Source organism: Phenylobacterium sp. LH3H17 (assembly GCF_024298925.1).
Lineage (GTDB): Bacteria > Pseudomonadota > Alphaproteobacteria > Caulobacterales > Caulobacteraceae > Phenylobacterium.
In genome coordinates, this window is the sequence record NZ_CP101283.1 from 2,946,283 (window position 1) to 2,965,130 (window position 18,848).

Here is an 18,848-nt window from a genome sequence, read left to right on the forward strand (position 1 = left end):
GAGATCGGCGGCGTTGCTCGTTTCAGGCGTCCCGAACGCCGACCCGGTCGATCAAGCCGCCCTCCCCGTCCATGACGAAGGCTTCGGGCAGGCCGAGGCTCTTCCACAGGGCGAAGGGCTCCAGGCCCAGGCGGCGGCTCAAAAAGAGCGTCATGACCGTGCCGTGGCTCGCGACGAGCGTGGTGGACTCGTCCAGCCGTTCCAGGGCGGCCGCGAAGCGGTCGTGCGCCTCGTCCAGGCTCTCGCCGTCGAACCTGCGCTCGGCTGGATGAGCGAACCAATCGGCCATGATGTCGTGGAAGACTTGGCGCTCCCCGTAGCGGAGGCCCGGCCGGCGGTGCTCGCTGAGATCCGCATCGACCTCGACCCTCAGGCCCAAGGGCTCGGCGATGATCCGGCCGGTCTCGAGGGCCTTGGGCTCGGGGCTCGCCACGGCGGCCTGCGGGGCATACGCGGCAAGCCGGGCGCCAAGCCGCCGCGCGTCGGCCCGCCCCGCCTCGGAGAGCCGCCATTCGGGATTGGGGCGGTCTTCGCGGATATCCGGAACCGAGTGCCGGACCAGGATCAGGCCGGGCGGCCGATGCGTTTGATTTCCCATTCCAGCTCGATCCCCAGCCTGGCCTTCACGTCGGCCCGCACGGCCTCTCCCAGGCCCTCCAGGTCAGCGGCGGTCGCCTCGCCGGTATTGATCAGGAAGTTGGCGTGAAGGGGGGAGAACATGGCCCCGCCATAGGCCTTGCCGCGCCAGCCAGTGGCGTCCACCAGCTTCCAGGACGAATGGCCGGGCGGATTCTTGAAGGTCGAGCCGCCGGTCTTCTCGCGGATCGGCTGGGTGGTCTCGCGCCGGGAGGTGATCTCGGCCATCCGCGCCTCGATGGCGGCGGGATCGTCGGGCCAAGCCTGGAATACGGCCTCGATCCAGATCATGCCGGGCGGCGCCTGGCTGTGGCGATAGGTGTAGCCGAAGTCTTCCAACTGGAAGTCGCGTCGCTGGCCCGAGCGGTCGTAGCCCCAGGCCGAGACCAGCACGTCCTTGGTCTCGGCGCCGTAGCAGCCGGCATTCATGGTCAAGGCGCCGCCGATCGAGCCGGGAATGCCGGCGTAGAACTCCAGCCCGGCCAGACCGGCCTTGCCCGCGGCCCGCGCCACGGCCGAGTCCAGCGCGGCCGCGCCGGCCGTGATGCGATGCTCGGCCGCCGAAACCTCCACGCCCGCGAAGGCTCGGCCGGCCAGGCGGATGACCACACCCTCGACCCCGCCGTCCCGCACGATGACGTTCGAGCCCACGCCCAGGACGGTCACAGGCACGCTCGACGGCAGCGCCCTAAGTAAGGCCGCCAGATCGGTGTGGTCGGCGGGCAGGAACAGAACCTCGGCCGGCCCGCCGACGCGGAACCAGGTGAAGGGGCCGAGCGGCTCGTCGCGCAGCAGCTTCCCGCGCACCGCCGGCAGGGTGTCGCGCCAGCTCACCTGGCCAAGGCCTCGAGCTGTCCCGGCAAGGCGTAGGCCCAGGCGGTGATGTCACCGGCGCCCAGGCAGACCACCAGGTCGCCGTCTCGCGTCTCCTCGGCCACCAGCGCCGGAAGGTCGGCCGGGCTTTCCAGGGCCAGCGCCCGGCGATGGCCGAAGCGTCGCAGCCCCTCGACCAGGGCGTCCCGATTGATCCCCTCGATGGGGCTCTCTCCGGCGGTATAGACGTCGGCCACGATCACCGTGTCGGCGTCGTTGAAGCAGCCGCAAAATTCGGCGAACAGGTCGTGCAGGCGGGAATAACGGTGCGGCTGGACGACGGCGATCACCCGGCCGTTGGTCACGGCGCGGGCCGCCTTCAGCACGGAGGAGATCTCCACCGGGTGGTGACCGTAGTCGTCGATTACGCGGACGCCGCCCGCCACTCCGGTGGTGGTGAAGCGCCGCTTCACGCCGCCGAAGCCGGCCAGGCCCTTGCGGATATCCTCGCCGGACACGCCCAGTTCGCGGGCCACGGCGATGGCGCCGAGCGCGTTCAGGACATTGTGCTGGCCGGCCATCGGCAGGTGCAGGTCATCCAACCGGGTGACCTCGCCGTGCTGGGGCGCGAAGATCGCGTCGAACCGCGAGCCGTCGGGGCCCATGCTGATCTTCTCGGCGCGAACCTCGGCCTGGGGGTTGGTCCCATAGGCGACCAGTCGGCGGTTCACCACCCGGGCGGCCATCGCCTGGACCTCGGGATGGTCGGTGCAGACCGCGGCGAAGCCATAGAAGGGCACGCCCTCGACGAAAGTCTGGAAGGCCTTCTTGGCTGTGTCGAAGTCGCCGTAATAGTCCAGGTGCTCGGGATCGATATTGGTGACGATCGCGCAGGTGGCGCGCAGCCGCAGGAAGGTGCCGTCGCTCTCGTCGGCCTCCACGACCATCCAGTCCCCGTCGCCGACCTTGGCGTTGGCGCCGTAGGCGTTGATGATCCCGCCGTTGATCACCGTCGGATCCAGCCCGCCGGCGTCCAGCAGCGCGGCGACCATCGAGGTGGTGGTCGTCTTGCCGTGGGTGCCGGCGATGGCGACGGAGAACTGGTGGCGGGTCAGCTCGGCCAACATCTCGCCGCGATGGACCAGGGGCAGGCGCTTTTCGCGAGCGGCGACCATCTCCGGGTTATCGGCCTTGATGGCGGTCGAATAGACGATGGCCGATGCGCCTTCGACATTGGCTGGGTCCTGGCCGATGAACACCTTGGCGCCCAGCTTCTCCAACCGCTCGGTGTTGGGGCCGGCCTTGGCGTCGGAGCCCTGCACCGTATAGCCGATGCGCAGCATGATTTCGGCGATGCCGCTCATGCCGATGCCGCCGATGCCGATGAAGTGGACGGGGCCGAGGGCGAAGGGGACGGGACGCTTGTTCATCGTTTGGCGGCGGTCTTTTCGACGAGGTCGGCGAGCCGTTCGGCGGCGTCGGGCTTGGCGATGGATCGCGAGCCCGCGGCCATGCGGGCCAGGCGCTCGGGATTGGTGAGCAGCTTCTCGAGCGCGCTCGCCATGACATCGACGGTGAGCTGGCCCTCGCGGCAGACCTCTGCGCCCCCCGCCTCGACCAGCACCCGGGCATTCTGGCCCTGGTCGTCGTCCAGCGCGATAGCCAGCGGGATGAGGATGGCGGGCTTGCCGGCCACCGCGAACTCGCAGACGGAACCCGCGCCCGAGCGGCCGATCACCAGGTGCGCGTCGCGCAGACGGCTGGCCATGTCGCGGAAGAACGGCGCGATCTCCGACACCACCATCGCGTCGGCATAGATCTGGCGGGCGATCTCCATGGACTCCGGCCGGGTCTGCTGCTGCACCGTCAGGCGCTGGCGCAGGCTCTCGGGCAGCTTGCGGATCGCCTCGGGTAGCAGTTCGGACAGCAAGCGTGCGCCCTGGCTGCCGCCGGTGATCAGGATGCGGATCGGACCGTCCGTCTCGGGCGCGACGTAGGGCAGGTCGGCCAGGGCCCGGATCTCGGGCCGAACCGGATTGCCCACCACCACGGCGTTGCTGGCCACCTTCTCCGGGGCCTTCTGCAGCACCGGGAAGGCGCAAGCCACCGCCCGGACATGGCCCGCCAGCTTGCGATTGGCCCGCCCCATGACAGCGTTCTGCTCGTGGATCACGGTCGGCCGACCCTGGGTGATCCCGGCCAGTAGGCCCGGCACCGACGGATAGCCGCCGAACCCCACCACCACGTCGGGATCGATCCGGGCGAACGCCTTGCGCGCCTGCATCACCCCGCGGACGATCGAGACGCCGGCCAGCGCCATGCTCACCGGATCGCGCGGCTTGTAGGTGCGGGCCGACAGCCCGATGCGCTCCTCGGCCGGGAAGCTCTCGGCGAACGCCGCCACGCGTTCGTCGCTGGCCAGCACGATGCGCCAGCCGCGCGCGATCAGCGCCTCGGCCAGGGCCTGTGCGGGAAACAGATGGCCCCCGGTGCCCCCGGCGGCGACGACGGCGATCTTGCCCATGGCCAGCGTTTAGGCGAAGGCGCCGGCCTTGGCGAGGCCCTCGGTCTGGGAATAGGCGCCCGGGCGGCGGCGGGTGAGCGCCAGGGCCATGCCCAGGGTCAGGCTGATCGCCATGATCGACGACCCGCCGCTGGAGATGAACGGCAAGGTCATGCCCTTGGTCGGGATCATGTTGAGGTTCACCGCGATGTTGATGAAGGCCTGCTGGCCCACCAGCACGAACAGCCCCGCGGCCGCCACCTGCTCGAAGGGGTCCGACAGCTTCATCGACTTGTAGAGCCCGCGCACCACGATGAAGGCGAAGATCGAGATCAGCAGCAGCGAGAAGATCAGGCCGTATTCCTCGGCCGCCACCGAATAGATGAAATCGGTGTGGGCGTCGGGGATGTTGCGCTTCAGCACGCCCTCGCCCGGGCCGCGTCCGAACAGGCCGCCGCCGGCGATGGCCTCCGCCGCCCGGTCCACCTGGAAGGTGTCGGCGCGCTCGGGACTGAGGAACCGGTCGACCCGGCTGGCCACGTGCGGGAACAGGAAATAGGTCGAGGAGAGGCCCACGACCGCCACCCCGCCCAGCAGCATCACCCAGGAGAGCGGCACCCCGGCCATCCAGAAGGCGGCGCCGAAGGCCACGGTGATCAGCACGGTCTGGCCGACGTCCGGCTGGATCAGCAGCAGGCCCACCGACAGGAAATAGAGCCCGAAGGCGATGGAGACGCCGGGCACCCCCTGCCCCTTCTGGCCCTCTGAGAACATCCAGGAGACCAGGACGATCAGGGCCGGCTTCATGAACTCCGACGGCTGCAGGGTGAAGCCCGCGAAGCTGATCCACCGGGTCGCGCCCTTGGCGCTATGCCCCATGAACGGCAGGGCGATCATGATGGCGATGGCGATCAGGTAGATGAAGAAGGCCGCGCGTCTGACCCCGCGCCCGTCCAGCATCGAGACCGAGACCAGGATCACCGCGCCGGCCACGGCGAAGACGCACTGGCGCACGGCGAAATGGAACGGGTCGCCGATGTTCAGCCGCGCCGCGGCCGCGGGGCTGGCGGCGAAGGACATCAGCACCCCGGTGGCGATCAGGGCCGCAACGGCGCCTAGCATCCAGTGATCGGTGGTCCACCACCACACGCCCATCTGCGACCTGTCGCTACGGGCGAAGGCATGGGCTTGGGTGGGTTTCATCGCGGGTCCATCGAGGCGGTTCGCATGCGGGCTTCCGTATCCTGCAGAAGACCCGCCTATGGTTAAATCTTCTTAACCAGCCCGGATTTCGCGCCTGCGGTCTAGGCGCGCGCGCCCTTGGCTGCGGGCTGGGCCAGGCCCATGACGGCGCTGCGGAACGCCTCGCCGCGGGCCTCGAAATCGGCGAACTGGTCGAACGAGGCGCAGGCCGGCGACAGTAGGACGATGGCCTCATGGCCGGTGGCCGCGGCGTCCGCATAGGCCGCGGCGACAGCGGCGTCGATCGTGCCGCACTCGGCGACCTTGGCCTTGCCTTCGAGGGTCTTGGCGAAGGCGGCCTGGGCGTCGCCGATCAGATAGGCCTTCTCGATGCGCGGGAACAGGTCGGCCAGCGAATCGATGCCGCCCGTCTTGGCCTCGCCGCCGGCGATCCAGTAGAACTTGGGATAGCTGGACATGGCCTGCCGGGCCGCGTCGGTGTTGGTGGCCTTGCTGTCGTTGACGAAGCGCACGCGGCCCACCTGGCCCACGGTCTCCATCCGGTGCGCCAGGCCCGGGAAAGTCATGAGGCCCTCGGCGGCCTCCTGCGGCGAGACCCCCAGGCCGCGCACCGCGGCGTAGGCCGCCGCCGCGTTCTGCCAGTTGTGCCGCCCGGGCAGGGAGCGCGCGCGCAACAGGTCGGCGATCTCGGTCGCCCGCTCGCCGGTGGCGTCATAGAGCAGGCCTTGCAGCACATAGGCGCCGCGGCCCATGGCCTTGGAGGCGGAGATCGGCACGATGGTGCGGCGGTTGGCGGCGGTGATCTCGGTGCAGATCCGCTGCCCCCAGGGATCGTCCACCCCGATGACCGCGGTGTCGCCCTTGCCCTGGTTCAGCAACACCCGGCGCTTGGCCGCCACATAGCCCTCCATGCCGCCATGCCGCTCCAGGTGGTCCGGCGAGATGTTCAACAGCACCGACACGTCGGGCTTCAGGCTATGGGTCAGGTCGAGCTGGTAGGAGCTCATCTCCAGCACGTAGACGGCGCCGCCATGCATGTCTTCCAGGCCAAGGACGCCGACGCCGATATTCCCGCCGATGCGGGTGTCGCGGCCGGCGCTGGCGCAGATGTGGCCGATGAGCGCCGTGGTGGTCGACTTGCCGTTGGTGCCGGTGATGGCGACGATCTTGGGGCGCTTGTGCTCGGGCGCGGCGTTCACGGCGCGGGCGAACAGCTCCATGTCGCCGACGATCTCGACACCGGCGGCCTTGGCGCGCTCGACGGTCCAGTGGGGAGCGGGATGGGTCAAGGGCACGCCCGGCGACAGCATCAGGGCGGCGAACTGCGACCAGTCGGCGGTGGTGAGGTCGACCAGGGGCAGACCGAGGGCCTCGGCGGCGGCGCGGCCTTCCGGCCGCTCGTCCCACAGCGCGACCTTGGCCCCGCCGGCCAGCAGGGCTTGCGCCGCGGTCAGACCCGTGCGGGCCAAACCGAAAACGGCGACCGTCCTGCCTTCGAAGCCGCGGACCGGGATCATGACTGTGCGAGCCCTCCCCTACCGCAGCTTCAAGGTGGCGAGGCCCAGCAGGGCCAGCATCATCGAGATGATCCAGAAGCGGATCACCACGGTGGATTCCGACCAGCCGAGCTTCTCGAAATGGTGGTGGATCGGGGCCATCAGGAACACCCGCTTGCCGGTCATCCGGAAGTAGGCGACCTGGATCATCACCGACAGCGTCTCAAGCACGAAGAGACCGCCGATCAGGCCCAGCACGATCTCGTGCTTGGTGGCCACGGCCACCGCGCCGATGCCGCCGCCGAGCGCCAGGGACCCGGTGTCGCCCATGAAGATCTTGGCCGGCGGGGCGTTGTACCAGAGGAAACCCAGGCCGGCGCCGATCATCGCCCCGCAATAGACCGCCGCCTCGCCCACGCCCGGAACGAAGTGGAGCTGCAGATACTGGGCGAAGACATAGTTGCCGACCAGGTAGGCGATGAGGCCGAAGGCGGCCGCGGCGATCATCACCGGCACGATGGCCAGGCCGTCGAGCCCGTCGGTGAAGTTCACGCCATTGCCGCCGCCGACGATGATGAACGCCCCGAAGGCCAGGTAGAACCAGCCGAGGTCGATCACCAGTTGCTTGAAAATTGGGAAGGCGATCGAAGTCGAGAGGTTCGGGGACTCCGGCGGATTGGAGCCGAACAGGATGATCAGGGTGATCGCCGCCACGGCGATCAGGATTTCGAGGATCAGCCGCAGGCGGCCGGACACCCCCTCGGTGGTCTGCTTGGCCACCTTTGCGTAGTCGTCGAGGAAGCCCAGCGTGCCGTAACCGGCCGTCACCAGCAGGACGGCCCAGATGTAGACATTGCTGAGGTCGGCCCACAGCAGGGTGCCGACCAGCAGTCCGGCCAGGATCATCACCCCGCCCATGGTCGGCGTGCCGGCCTTCTCGATCACGTGGCGCTCGATGCCCTCCTTGCGGATCGGCTGGCCCTTGCCCTGCTTGGCCTGCATGAAGCGGATGAAGCGCGAGCCCAGCAGAACAACCACGAGCTGCGCCGTGAACAGCGCCATGCCCGTGCGGAACGTCAGATATTTCAGCAAATTGAGGACAGGAATATGCCCACCGGCCGAGAGCTGCTCATACAGCCAATAGAGCATCAGCCCGCCTCCCCGGAACGCGCGTCGAGCAGCGTCAGCGCGGCGGTCACCGCACCGGCTTTCGAGCCGTTCGAACCCTTGACCATCACAAGGTCGCCAGGCTCTGCGGCCTGGGCGACCAGCGGCCCAAGCTCGGCCGCTGTCTCGGCGTAGCCCCCGCGCCGAGTCGACGGAAGGGCGTCCCATAGCGATTTCATCAGGGGCCCCGCGCAAAAGACCAGATCGACCTTGGCGCTCGCCAGCGGCTCGGCCAAGCCGGCGTGGAATGCGGGTCCTTCGGCGCCCAATTCCAGCATGTCGGTCAGCGCGACGATCCGCCGCCCCACGGGCTTGCGCGCGCCCAACGAGGCGAACGCCGCGGCCATGGAGACCGGATTGGCGTTGTAGCTCTCGTCGATCAGGGTGAAGGCGCCGGCAGGCAGCCGGATCTGCCTTTCGGCTCCGCGGCCGGCCAGCGGCTCGAAGCTGCCCAGGGCCGCCAGGCTGTCGCCGAGGTCGACGTCGAGCGCCTCCAGCATCAACAGCACGGCCATGCTGTTCGGGCCCCAGTGGAAGCCGGTCTGCAGGATCGGGAAGTCGAGCGCCTTGCCGTGCAGCCGGGTCTGGACCACCGCGTGGCCGGCCTGGGGCTGGAAGTCGATCAGCCGCGCGTCGCAGGTCTCGCCCGAGCCGAAGCTGCGGACCTCCGCCCCGGCCTTGCGGGCCTCGGCGCTCAGGACCTCGAACCATCTGTTGTCGGCGTTCAGCACCGCCACGCCGCCGGGCTCGATGCCGGCGAAGATCTCGGCCTTGGCGCGGGCCACGCCGGCCTCACCATCCGGGAAGTTCTCCACATGGACCGGGCCCACCGTGGTGATGGCCACGGCATGGGGGCGGACGAAGCGCGACAGCGGCGCGATCTCGCCCTCGTGGTTCATGCCGATCTCGAACACCGCGCGCTGGGTGTCGCGCGGCATCCGCGCCAGGGTCAGCGGCACGCCGATATGGTTGTTGTAGCTCTTGACCGAGGAATGGCCCTTGCCGGCCAGCATCAGTCCGGCCCGCACCGCCTGGGTGACGCTGGTCTTGCCGACCGAACCGGTCACCGCGCCACGGCGGGCCTTCGTCGCGCGATCGCGTGCCGCTTCTCCCAGTCTTTCCAAGGCCTTGAAGGTGTCTTCCACCATGACGGCCGGACCTTCGACCGGCTGCGACGCCAGCGATCCGGCGGCGCCGGCCGCCCGCGCCTGGCCGACGAACTCGTGGCCGTCGCGCACCCCGGCCAGGGCGACGAACAGGTCGCCGGTCTCGATGGACCGGGTGTCGATGGAGACCCCGTTCACGGCGAACCCGCCGCCGGTAACCTTACCGCCGACGGCCTTGGCGATCTCTTCGGCGGTCCAGAGCGGCTCAGCCATGGACAGGCTCCAGGGCCGTGGCGACCTCGGTCACGTCGTCGAAGGGATGGACCTCGCCGGCGACGGTCTGACCCTGTTCGTGGCCCTTGCCGGCCACCACCAGGACGTCGCCCTTGGTCATCAGGGCGACGGCGGCCTGGATGGCCTTGCGGCGGTCGCCGATCTCCCTGGCGCCGGGGGCGCCGGCCAGGACCTGGGCGCGGATCTCGGCCGGGTCCTCGCTGCGCGGGTTGTCGTCGGTGACGATGGCGATGTCGGCATGGGTGGCCGCCGCCGCGCCCATCAGCGGGCGCTTGGCCTTGTCGCGGTCGCCGCCGGCGCCGAACACCACGATCAGCCGGCCCTCGACGTGTGGCCGCAGGGCCTGCAGCACCGTCTCCAGCCCGTCCGGGGTATGGGCGTAGTCCACATAGGCCTCGCCGCCGCGCAGGCCCGACCCGATGTGCTGCAGCCGGCCCGGTGCGCCCTCCAGGGTCTCCAGCGCGGCCATCACGGTCGCGGGGTCCTCGCCCGCGGCGATGCACAGGCCCGCGGCCACCAGGACATTGGACGCCTGATAGCCGCCGACCAGCGGCAGGCGCACGTCGTAGATCTCACCCGCATATCCGATCTTCAGCGCCTGGCCCTCGGGGGTCGGGGTGCGCGCCAGCAGGACCAGGCCCTGCCCCGCCGCGCCGACCGACATCACGGTCTGCCCGGACGTGACCGCGGCGCTGGCGAAGGCCTCGTAGGCGTCGGAATCGGCGTTCAGCACCGCCGTGCGTCCGCGCGGCAGCAAGGCGTTGAACAGCCGCAGCTTGGCTTCGCGATAGACGCCCATGGTGCCGTGATAGTCGAGGTGGTCCTGGGTCAGGTTCAGGAAGCCCGCCGCCGTCAGTTCCGCCCCGTCGAGGCGGCGCTGGTCGACCCCGTGCGACGAGGCCTCCAGCGCCAGGTGAGTCACCCCCAGGTCGGCGAGCTTGGCCATCAGCTCCGCCACATCGGCGGCGTCGGGCGTGGTCAGGCCGGGCGGGGTCAGTTGAACGTCCAGGCCCGGTCCCGTGGCGCGGACGCCGAGCGTGCCCATGCTGGCGGCCTTAATGCCCGCATGGTTGAAGATCTGGCGGCAGAAGGCGGCGACCGAGGTCTTGCCGTTGGTGCCGGTCACCGCCACGACCACGGGCGGCTGCGCGCCCCAGAAGGCGCGGGCGGCGAGCGCATAGGCGCGGCGCGGATCGGCGGTGACGATCACGGGTACGCCGAGGCCGGCGATGTCCTCGCCGGAGATCACCGCCACGGCGCCGGCCGCCACGGCCTTGGCCGCGAACTCGCGCCCGTCGGCCTTGGAGCCCGGCAGGGCCGCGAACAGGAAGCTCGGACGCACCTTGCGGCTGTCGGCGGTGACACCCTCGATCATGGGATCGGGGGCGACCTCGCGCTTCACCAGGTCTGAAAGACGGCTGGCCATCAGTGGCCGTCCGCGCTCGGCGCTTCGCCGGCGGTCAACTGCTGCGGGGTGGCGGGCGGACGCTGGGCCATCAGGGCCGGTTCGCGCCGCACGCCCAGGAAGGGGGCGATCCGGTCGATCACCCGGCCAGTGGCCGGGGCGGCGACCCAGCCGCCGGTGGAGTAGCCGTAGGTCGAGGCGTTGCCCTTGGGCTCGTCCATCAGGATCAGCACGAAATAGCGGTCGGTCTCCAGCGGCCCGGCGGTGGGGAACACCGCGGCGAAGGACGAGACCTGCTTCTGGCTGCTGTAGCCGCGGATGGCGGGATCGTACTTCTCTCCGGTGCCGGTCTTGCCGCCGACCGTCAGGCCGGGCGCGTCGGCCTTGCCGCCTGAGCCGCCCGTGACGTTGGCGCGCATCATCTGCAGCATGGTCTTGGAGGTCTCTTCGCTGACCACGCGGGTCCCGGCGGGCCGGTCCTTCGGATCGAGCTTGCGGATGGTCAGGGGCACCATCTTGCCGCCGTTCAGCAGCGCGCCCATGGCGCTGGAGAGCGCCAGCGGACTGACGTTCATGCCGTGACCGAATGAGGTCGAGGCCACGGCGTCCATGTCCCACTTCTTGGGGGTCAGGGGCCGAGCCGACTCCTTCAGCTCCACCGCCGCCGGCCGGGTCAGGCCCAGGCGGTCGAAATACTTGCTCAGCCGCGGCCCACCGATGGACTCGGCGAGCTTGGCGGTGCCGATGTTCGAGGAGTGCTGGAACACCTCCACCAGGGTCAGGATCTTCTGGGCGGCGTGGTAGTCTTTGATCGTCCGGTAGCCGAGTTGGTACGGGGTGCGTGCGTCGAAGGTGGTGGAAGCGTCGGCCACGCCGGTGTCCAGCCCGATGGCCACGGTGAAGGCCTTGAAGGTCGAGCCCATCTCATAGATCGCCGCGGCGGCGCGGTTGAGCTTGGCGTCATTGTCGGCCTCGCCCGCGCGGTTCGGGTCGAAGGTGGGATAGCTGGCCATGCCGAGGATTTCCCCGGTGTGGATATTGGTCACCACGCCGACCGCGCCGCGCGGATTGAACTCAGCGGCGGCCTTGTAGAGCTCGTCCTCGAGGGCGGCCTGGACCCTCAGATCGATGGACAGGGCCACCGGCGTTCCGGCGGCGGCGTTCTGGTGGGCGAGGTCGTTGAGCGCACGCTCGGCGCCGGCGAGCCCGACCCCGCCGGTGTCGGCGAAGCCGATCAGGTGGGCGGCGGTCCGGCCCAGGGGATAGACCCGACGCTCCTCACGTTCGAAGGTCACGCCGGGAAGGCCCAGCGCATGGACCCGGGCGCGGGACTCAGGCGTCAGCCCGCCCAGCACGAAGGTGCGGCGCTGGCCGTTGAGCGCCTTGTTCAGCCGCGCTTGGGTGAGCGAGGGGATGGAGCCGAGCAGGGCGCGGCGCACCTCGCCCTTGTCCCAGATTTCCTGCGGATCGATGTAGAGCCCGTAGTGCAGCAGGTCGGCGGCCAGCATGGCGCCGTTGCGGTCCACCAGGTCGGCCCGCGCCGAACCGATCGCCGCCGCGCCGCCATCGCCCCGCCCGAGGTTGGAGAACACCGCCGAGTTGGTGGCGCCGACGGCCAGGGTCAGGAAGCTGGCCGAGAACAGGGCCAGGACGAAAAAGATGCGGATGCGGGTGTCGTCCTCGGCCTTGCCTGCCGCCTTGGCGCGCTCGAAGGCGTGCTCCAGCCCCCAGACCTGGGCCTTCAGCCAGCGCCAGCCCGGCGGCTGGAAGGACGGATGGGCCATGGTCATTGCTGCACGCCCGGGATGCTGACGCGCGCGACCTGGGTCAGCGGCTTGGCCGCCGGCTCGACCGGGGCGGCGACCTCGACCTTGGGAGGCCCGGCCGCGCGCTTGGCGGCCGCGGCCTTGAGCTGGGCCGCTAGCATGATGTCGCCGAGTGTCTCCGGCGTGATCTCGTTCTTGGCCGCGATCGGGACCATGCCCAGGTGGTTGGCGGAAAGCTGCTCGATGCGCGAAGGCTGCTCCAGGTGGGCGACCTCGGCCTGCAGCAAGCGGATGCGGTCGCGCTCGGCCTCGATCTGCTTCTCCACCGCGGCGATCTCGGTCCGCTCGCCCCCGGCGATGGTCTTGGCCAGGTAAACAGACAGGATGATCGCCACCAGCAGGCCCGCGGCGGCGACGTCGACCAGTCGGAATCCCCTGATTTTACGGCTGAAAACGCTCATGCGGCTTCCCTCCAGACCGGGGCGTCGGTGCGTACGGCCGCGCGGAGCTTGGCCGAGCGGGCGCGCGGATTGGCCCGGACCTCGTCGTCCGACGGGGCGCGGGCGCCGTTGAACAGCAGGTTGAAGCTGGGCTGGCCCTTGGCCTCCACCGGCGGCGCGTGGCGCGAGCCGCCCGGGGTCTTGCCCGCGCGGAGGGTGAAAAAGGCCTTCACGATCCGGTCCTCCAGCGAGTGGAAGGTGACCACGGCCAGCCGGCCGCCGGACTTCAGCACGTGTTCGGCGGCCACCAGGCCCGCCTCCAGCTCGGCCAGTTCGTCATTGACCGCGATCCGCAGGCCCTGGAAGGCGCGGGTCGCCGGATGCACCTTGGCCCCGCGGCGCCCGCCGAGGGCGCGCTCGATGTGCTCGGCCAGGTCAAGGGTGCGGGTGAAGGGCTCGATCTCGCGGCGACGGACGATGGCTCGCGCGATCCGGCGGGACTCTCGCTCCTCGCCATAGACCCAGAAGATGCGCGCCAGCTCGGCCGGCTCGGCGGTGTTGACCAGGTCGGCGGCCGTCGGACCGTCCGCGCCCATGCGCATGTCAAGCGGGCCGTCGCGCATGAATGAGAAGCCGCGCTCGGCCTCGTCGATCTGCATCGAAGAGACACCGAGGTCGAGCGCCACGCCGTCGGCGGCGGCCTCGCCCAGTTCCTCGTCCATCTCCGAGAAGCAGGCCTCGATCAGCCGGAACCGGTCGCCCAGTCCCTCGGCGAAGCGCGCGGCGCTAGGATCGCGGTCGAAGGCCGTCACCTGGGCGCCGGCGGCCAGCAGGGCGCGGGAATAGCCGCCGGCCCCGAAGGTGCCGTCGACGATCAGCTTGCCGGGGCCGGGCTCCAGGGCCGCGATGACCTCGTCCAACAGGACCGGGACGTGGGGCGCGTCTTCCAAGTCAGGCCACCCCGAGCTTGGCGGCGCGCTGCTGGGTGCGAAGCTGGGCCAGGCCCTCGCGAGCCAGCTCGCGCTGGGCGGCGCGATGGGCCTGGAAGGCTCCCCGCTCCCAGATCTGGAACCGGTCCCCGAGACCGACCAGGACGACATCGTCGGTGAGGCCGAACATGTCGCAGAGCTGTTCGGGCAGGGTAATGCGGCCGGCGGTGTCGAAGCTCATCTTCGCCTGGCCGCCCAGGACCGAGAACTCCAGCGCCGAGCGCGTGGGGTCGCCGAACGGCATCTCTTCGATCAGCGACAGGTAACGGTCGAACAAGGCTTTCCCGCCGCCCTCGATGCAATCGGCTTCGATGGAAGGAAAGCAGATGATTCCGTCAAAGGGGCCAGAGACCAGGGCGCGGAACTCCTGCGGCACAACGATGCGCCGCTTGGCGTCCAATTGTTTCTCGAATGTCGAGAGAAACATCCCGCCGCAACCCCCCTCGGCGGCTCCGGATGAGCCGCCCCTTCCCGCCTTCGGATGACACAAGCGCCCCGCCCCGCCGCGACGCGCCCCATACCTCAGCGGACGATGATTGGGTTAACATGGGATCAATTGGGAGACAATGACTCCAGATCGTGATTTCGCGCAAAATCAAAGATGTCACGTCGACTTATGGTTAATTCGCATAAACAATTCACAGAACATACATCGAACGCGTTAAGTATAACCGGTGTTTGCGCAGCACCGTGGACGGATGAAGGGATCAGACGGCCTATAAGCCGGGTTCTGTGCCGCCGGCGAACCGGCGCGGCGATCATTCCTCTGGACCGCCCCTCGCGGGACGGTTCTCGCGACCTACCCGGACGCCTCGGACCTACGACAGTCCTGCCCATGCGAGATGGGCGCAGCGTCCCTATTCGGTCTTGCTCCTGGCGGGGCTTGCCATGCCGGTCCTGTCACCAGGCCCGCGGTGGGCTCTTACCCCACCCTTTCACCCTTACCCGGACCGAGGTCCGGGCGGTTTGCTTTCTGTGGCGCTATCCCTGAGGTCGCCCTCGGCGGGCGTTACCCGCCACCATGTCGTTGTGGAGCCCGGACTTTCCTCGACGGCTTGCGCCGCCGCGACCGCCCGGCCGTCTGATCGCGTGGATAAGTGAGGGCTGCGACGCGGCGGGTCAAGCCGAGCCTCGCCTCAGGCCGTCCAGAGCGGCGAGGAGCCTTTCATGAAGCGCAGGAAGAACCTCACCCGGGCGACGTCCTCACCCGACTCCTTGTCGGCGATGAACACATCGTACCAGACGGCCTCGGTCTTCGGGCTTTCGGCCAGGGCGTGGACCTGGGTTCGGCCCAGATAGTCCACACCGGCCCTGAGCGGTCCCGCCAGGTGCTGGACCTCCAGGGCGCCGAACAGGCCCACCGCCTTGCCCGCGCTGGCCACCACGGCGGCGCGGGCGCCGTGCGCCAGCACCACGGCCATCGACGGCGGCAGGATCAGGCTGCCCGGTCCATAGTCGGGCAGAGGCTCGGTAATGGTCTCCAGGCGCTTGGCGAGGGCGTCCGGCGTCACCGTGAGCGGGATGTCGCGCGCCTCGTCGCCGGGCTTCAGGCCGGCCAGGATGCGCAGGGCGCCGGCCTCGGGCGGCTCCTGGGCCTTCAGCCGACGCGCCAGATCCGACCCGGCGTCGTCGCGATCGCTGGCCGTGCCCTCGCAGATCAGGGCTCCGGCCTCGTTGAACATACTGAGCGCCGCGCGCTCGGCGCCGGGCGTCACCGTGGCGCGCACCGCCTCCCCGTCCACCGTCGCCTGCTTGAACATCAGCGACATGCCGCCGGCGGCGAACCAGTCGCGGCCATAGAGGTCCAGCAGGGCCGGCACGAACTGGTCCATGTGGATAGAACCCGCCACCGTGCCGCCCCGGAAGCCCAGCTTCGAGGCGGTGGCGTCGTCGTGGATCGAGCCCTTGATCTCCTGGGCGGTGTTGCGCGGGATGCGGAACGGCCCCGCGCGCTCCTGTTGCTCGGTCAGCGTCATGGCGTCCTCCCTGCCGCGGGCTTCGCCGCGTTTCTGGCGCAGCGTATGGCCAAACACCCTGTCCTGCCAACGATGGTCTTGCATCGGCGACTGGGCTGAGCCAGCCTGGATCCAGGCCCCGCCAGAGGGTCGCGCGATGGGAGGAAGCCGATGGACGCCGCAAGCGCCGAACTCGACCTTGGACGACGGGTTACCGAAGCCGCCCAGGTCGGCATGATGCACGCGGTCTGGGCGCAGATCTCCCCGGACAAGGTCGCGGTCTACGACCCCGACGGCGCAACCCGCACCTTCGGCGCCTTGAACGCCAACGCCAACCGCATCGTACGGCGAATGCGCGCCGCCGGCCTCGTCGAGGGCGACTCTGTCGCCCTGCTCTGCACCAACCGCGCGGAGTTCGTCGAGGTGCTGTCGGCCGCCATGCGGGCCGGCATGCGGATCACCCCGGTCAACTGGCACCTGACCGCCGACGAGATCGCCTATGTGATCGCTGACTGCCAGGCCAAGGCCCTGTTCGCCGACGCGCGGGTGGCGACCGCCAAGGCCGCCGCCGACCAGTGCCCGGCCCTGAAGCTGAAGGTCGCCATCGGCGGCGCGATCGAAGGCTTCGAGGCATATGAAGCCACCCTGGCGCCCCTGGGCGGCTCCGACATCCCCGACCCCGTCCGGGGCCACACCATGCTCTACACCTCGGGCACCACCGGCCGGCCCAAGGGGGTGTTCAAGCCTGACGCGCCCATTCCCGAGTTCAACGCCATCTACGACCGCGACGTGGACCTGCACATGTGCGCGGGACCCGCCTACCACGCCGCTCCCCTGCTGGGGGACGTCCGACGTCCGCTGATGAACGGCGTGCCCCTGGTCTTCATCGACAAGTGGGACACCGAGGGCGTGCTGAAGGTCATGGCCGAGCGCCGGGTGACCCGCACCCACCTGGTGCCGATCATGTTCCAGCGGATGCTGGCCCTGCCCGACGAGGTGCGAGCGAAATACGATCTATCGTCCCTGCGCGCGATCACCCACGGCGCCGCCCCCTGCCCGCCCGAGGTCAAGCACGCCATGATCGCCTGGGTGGGCCCGGTGCTGAACGAGTACTATGCCGGTTCCGAAGGCGGGGCGGGCTTCCTGGTCGGCTCGAAGGAGTGGCTGACCAAGCCGGGAACCGTGGGCCGCAGGCCCTATCCCGAGGCCGCCCGCATTCTAGACGAAGACGGCAATGACTGCCCGCAGGGGACCGCCGGTACGATCTACATGAAGCTGCCGGACGGCGGCTTCCAGTACTACAACGACCCGGCCAAGACCGCCTCGAACCGCCGCGAGGGCTACTTCACCCTGGGCGACATCGGCTATTTCGACGAAGACGACTACCTGTTCCTCACCGGCCGCAGCGCCGAGACCATCATCGCCGGCGGGGTCAATATCTACCCGCAGGAGATCGACAACGAGCTGATCAAGCATCCCGACGTCGAGGATAGCTGCACGGTCGGCGTCCCGCACGAGGAGCGCGGCGAGGAAGTCCGGGCGGTGATACAACTCAAGGCCGGCCGCCAGGCGAGCCCCGAGGTCGCCCGGGCGATCCTCGACTACGCCAACGCCAATCTCGCCAAGTACAAGGTGCCGAGGTCCATCGACTTTGTGCCGGAACTGCCGCGCAGCGCGGCGGGCAAGATCCTGCGCAACAAGGTCCGCGCGCCCTACTGGGAAGGCAGGGCGCGCCAGATCTGACCTAGAACTCCGCCGAGCCGCCGTCGCAGGGGATCACCGCGCCGGTCGTATAGGCGCTGGCCCGGCTGCCCAGGAAAATGGCCACCCCGGCGATGTCCTCCGGCGTGCCGATCCGGCCGCGGGGATTGGCCTTGGCGATGGCGTCGCCGGCCCGGGCCAGGGTCGCGGCCATCATGTGGCTCTGGAAGGGGCCCGGCGCGATGGCGTTGACCAGGATGTGCTCGGGCGCCAGCCGCTTGGCCAGGTGGCGGGTCAGCATAATGCAGCCGGCCTTGGAGGTGGAGTAGGCGTAGGTTTCCAGCGCCGGCGGCTCGATGCCGTTCACCGAGGCGATGTTGATCACCCGGCTGGGGTTCTCATGGCTGGCCGCGGCGCGCAGTTGGGGCAGCAGCTTCTGGGTCAGGAAGAAGATCGACTTCACATTGAGGTCGACGGTCTTGTCCCAGCCGTCCTCCGGATACTCGTCGATCGGGGCGCCCCAGGTGGCGCCGGCGTTGTTGACCAGGACGTCGAGCTTGGGCTCCCGCTCGGCCAGGGCCGCCGCCAGGCCGACAATGCCCGCCATGCCCGACAGGTCGGAGGGCAGCGACACGCAGGTCCCGTACTTCGACAGCTCTTCGGCCAGCGCGTCGCAGACATTGGCCTTGCGCGAGGAGATGTAGACCTTGGCCCCGTTCTCCACATAGCCGCGGGCGATCATCTCGCCGATGCCGCGGCTGCCGCCGGTCACGAGGACCACCTTGCCCTCAACACTGAATAGATTTTGCATAGAAATGTCCTGTTTTCGGAGTATTTTCGAATATTTGGTATGGGGCAATTCAGTCGGGCAGTATGATGCCCATGGCGATGTCGGCCTCGAAGGCGCCGTCGGGCATGCGCACCCGCTTCTCGAACCGCCCGTCGATCACGAAGCCAAGGCGCTGATAGAGGGCGATGGCTGAGGCGTTGCCCTCGCGAGCGGCCAGTTCGACGCGCAGGACGCGAGGGGTGAGCGTGGCCGCCGCCTCGAACAGGGCCCGGAACAGGGCCGAGCCGACGCCCCTTCCCTGCCAGGCGGGATCGACAGCGACAGTGAGGTCGCTCAGCACGTGGGCGAACTGGTCGGGCCCGATGCGCCAGGCGTGGATCTCGCCGCAGAGGTGATCGCCATCCCAGGCGCCCAGGGTGACGCCGTCCTTCGACGCCTTGGCCAGGAAGCCCCGCACATAGGCCAGGTCGATCTCGTCGGGCCGGCGCGCCAGACCGCCGGGCGCCGCGGCGGTGGCCCTGTAGAGCGCCAGCACGGCGTCGGTCTGCGACACCGCCACCGGCCGGATGTCGAACCCGGCCACG

General features: G+C 69.5%; 17 protein-coding genes and 1 other RNA gene. 1 reads left to right on the forward strand and 17 read right to left on the reverse strand.

The window, feature by feature from the left end; genetic code table 11:
• Positions 1-22: 22 nt before the first annotated feature.
• From M9M90_RS14430 to M9M90_RS14500, 15 genes are all read right to left on the reverse strand, one after another.
• A complete protein-coding gene (locus tag M9M90_RS14430; protein WP_254833915.1) occupies positions 23-598 on the reverse strand; it encodes a histidine phosphatase family protein in 576 nt (191 codons plus the stop codon).
• Positions 565-1,470, reverse strand: coding sequence for a UDP-N-acetylmuramate dehydrogenase (gene murB, locus M9M90_RS14435; RefSeq protein ID WP_254833916.1), 906 nt, complete (start codon positions 1,468-1,470; stop codon positions 565-567). Before murB ends, M9M90_RS14430 begins: the two co-directional genes overlap by 34 nt.
• Complete coding sequence (gene murC, locus M9M90_RS14440) at positions 1,467-2,879, reverse strand: UDP-N-acetylmuramate--L-alanine ligase (RefSeq protein ID WP_254833917.1); 1,413 nt, start codon at positions 2,877-2,879, stop codon at positions 1,467-1,469. The genes murB and murC overlap by 4 nt, the downstream gene beginning before the upstream one ends.
• Positions 2,876-3,973 (reverse strand): undecaprenyldiphospho-muramoylpentapeptide beta-N-acetylglucosaminyltransferase, encoded by a 1,098-nt coding sequence (gene murG, locus M9M90_RS14445; RefSeq protein WP_254833918.1) that lies wholly within the window; start codon positions 3,971-3,973, stop codon positions 2,876-2,878. Before murG ends, murC begins: the two co-directional genes overlap by 4 nt.
• A 9-nt stretch (positions 3,974-3,982) precedes the next feature.
• Positions 3,983-5,155, reverse strand: a complete 1,173-nt coding sequence (gene ftsW / locus M9M90_RS14450) for a putative lipid II flippase FtsW (protein ID WP_254833919.1) — start codon at positions 5,153-5,155, stop codon at positions 3,983-3,985.
• Positions 5,156-5,256: 101 nt separating this feature from the next.
• Positions 5,257-6,672: a UDP-N-acetylmuramoyl-L-alanine--D-glutamate ligase gene (gene murD / locus M9M90_RS14455; RefSeq protein ID WP_254833920.1), complete on the reverse strand. Its 1,416-nt coding sequence runs from the start codon at positions 6,670-6,672 to the stop codon at positions 5,257-5,259.
• Positions 6,673-6,690: 18 nt separating this feature from the next.
• Complete coding sequence (gene mraY, locus M9M90_RS14460; RefSeq protein WP_254833921.1) at positions 6,691-7,800, reverse strand: phospho-N-acetylmuramoyl-pentapeptide-transferase; 1,110 nt, start codon at positions 7,798-7,800, stop codon at positions 6,691-6,693.
• Positions 7,800-9,197, reverse strand: coding sequence for a UDP-N-acetylmuramoyl-tripeptide--D-alanyl-D-alanine ligase (murF, locus tag M9M90_RS14465; protein WP_254833922.1), 1,398 nt, complete (start codon positions 9,195-9,197; stop codon positions 7,800-7,802). The genes mraY and murF overlap by 1 nt, the downstream gene beginning before the upstream one ends.
• On the reverse strand, positions 9,190-10,644 hold the full coding sequence (locus M9M90_RS14470) for a UDP-N-acetylmuramoyl-L-alanyl-D-glutamate--2,6-diaminopimelate ligase (RefSeq protein ID WP_254833923.1): 1,455 nt from the start codon (positions 10,642-10,644) through the stop codon (positions 9,190-9,192). Before M9M90_RS14470 ends, murF begins: the two co-directional genes overlap by 8 nt.
• Positions 10,644-12,413 (reverse strand): penicillin-binding protein 2, encoded by a 1,770-nt coding sequence (locus M9M90_RS14475; protein ID WP_254833924.1) that lies wholly within the window; start codon positions 12,411-12,413, stop codon positions 10,644-10,646. The genes M9M90_RS14470 and M9M90_RS14475 overlap by 1 nt, the downstream gene beginning before the upstream one ends.
• A complete protein-coding gene (locus M9M90_RS14480; protein WP_254833925.1) occupies positions 12,410-12,850 on the reverse strand; it encodes a cell division protein in 441 nt (146 codons plus the stop codon). Before M9M90_RS14480 ends, M9M90_RS14475 begins: the two co-directional genes overlap by 4 nt.
• Positions 12,847-13,779: a 16S rRNA (cytosine(1402)-N(4))-methyltransferase RsmH gene (gene rsmH / locus M9M90_RS14485; RefSeq protein WP_254833926.1), complete on the reverse strand. Its 933-nt coding sequence runs from the start codon at positions 13,777-13,779 to the stop codon at positions 12,847-12,849. Before rsmH ends, M9M90_RS14480 begins: the two co-directional genes overlap by 4 nt.
• A gap of 1 nt (position 13,780) precedes the next feature.
• Positions 13,781-14,245 carry a division/cell wall cluster transcriptional repressor MraZ gene (locus tag M9M90_RS14490; RefSeq protein WP_254833927.1) on the reverse strand — a complete coding sequence of 155 codons (465 nt, stop codon included), beginning with the start codon at positions 14,243-14,245 and terminating at the stop codon, positions 13,781-13,783.
• A 276-nt stretch (positions 14,246-14,521) separates the two neighbouring features.
• Positions 14,522-14,903: RNase P RNA component class A (gene rnpB, locus M9M90_RS14495), an RNA gene on the reverse strand.
• 51 nt (positions 14,904-14,954) lie between these two features.
• The gene (locus M9M90_RS14500) at positions 14,955-15,794 is read right to left on the reverse strand and encodes a hypothetical protein (protein ID WP_254833928.1); all 840 of its coding nucleotides are present in this window, start codon (positions 15,792-15,794) and stop codon (positions 14,955-14,957) included.
• A gap of 150 nt (positions 15,795-15,944) precedes the next feature.
• On the opposite strand from M9M90_RS14500, the gene M9M90_RS14505 reads away from it, so the two are divergent.
• Positions 15,945-17,516 (forward strand): AMP-binding protein, encoded by a 1,572-nt coding sequence (locus M9M90_RS14505; protein WP_254833929.1) that lies wholly within the window; start codon positions 15,945-15,947, stop codon positions 17,514-17,516.
• 1 nt (position 17,517) lies between these two features.
• Here M9M90_RS14505 and M9M90_RS14510 read toward each other — a convergent pair whose 3' ends face one another.
• Together M9M90_RS14510 and M9M90_RS14515 are read right to left on the reverse strand one after the other, a co-directional pair.
• Positions 17,518-18,285 (reverse strand): SDR family oxidoreductase, encoded by a 768-nt coding sequence (locus M9M90_RS14510; RefSeq protein ID WP_254833930.1) that lies wholly within the window; start codon positions 18,283-18,285, stop codon positions 17,518-17,520.
• Between the two features lie 49 nt (positions 18,286-18,334).
• Positions 18,335-18,847, reverse strand: coding sequence for a GNAT family N-acetyltransferase (locus M9M90_RS14515; RefSeq protein WP_254833931.1), 513 nt, complete (start codon positions 18,845-18,847; stop codon positions 18,335-18,337).
• Position 18,848: the final 1 nt, after the last annotated feature.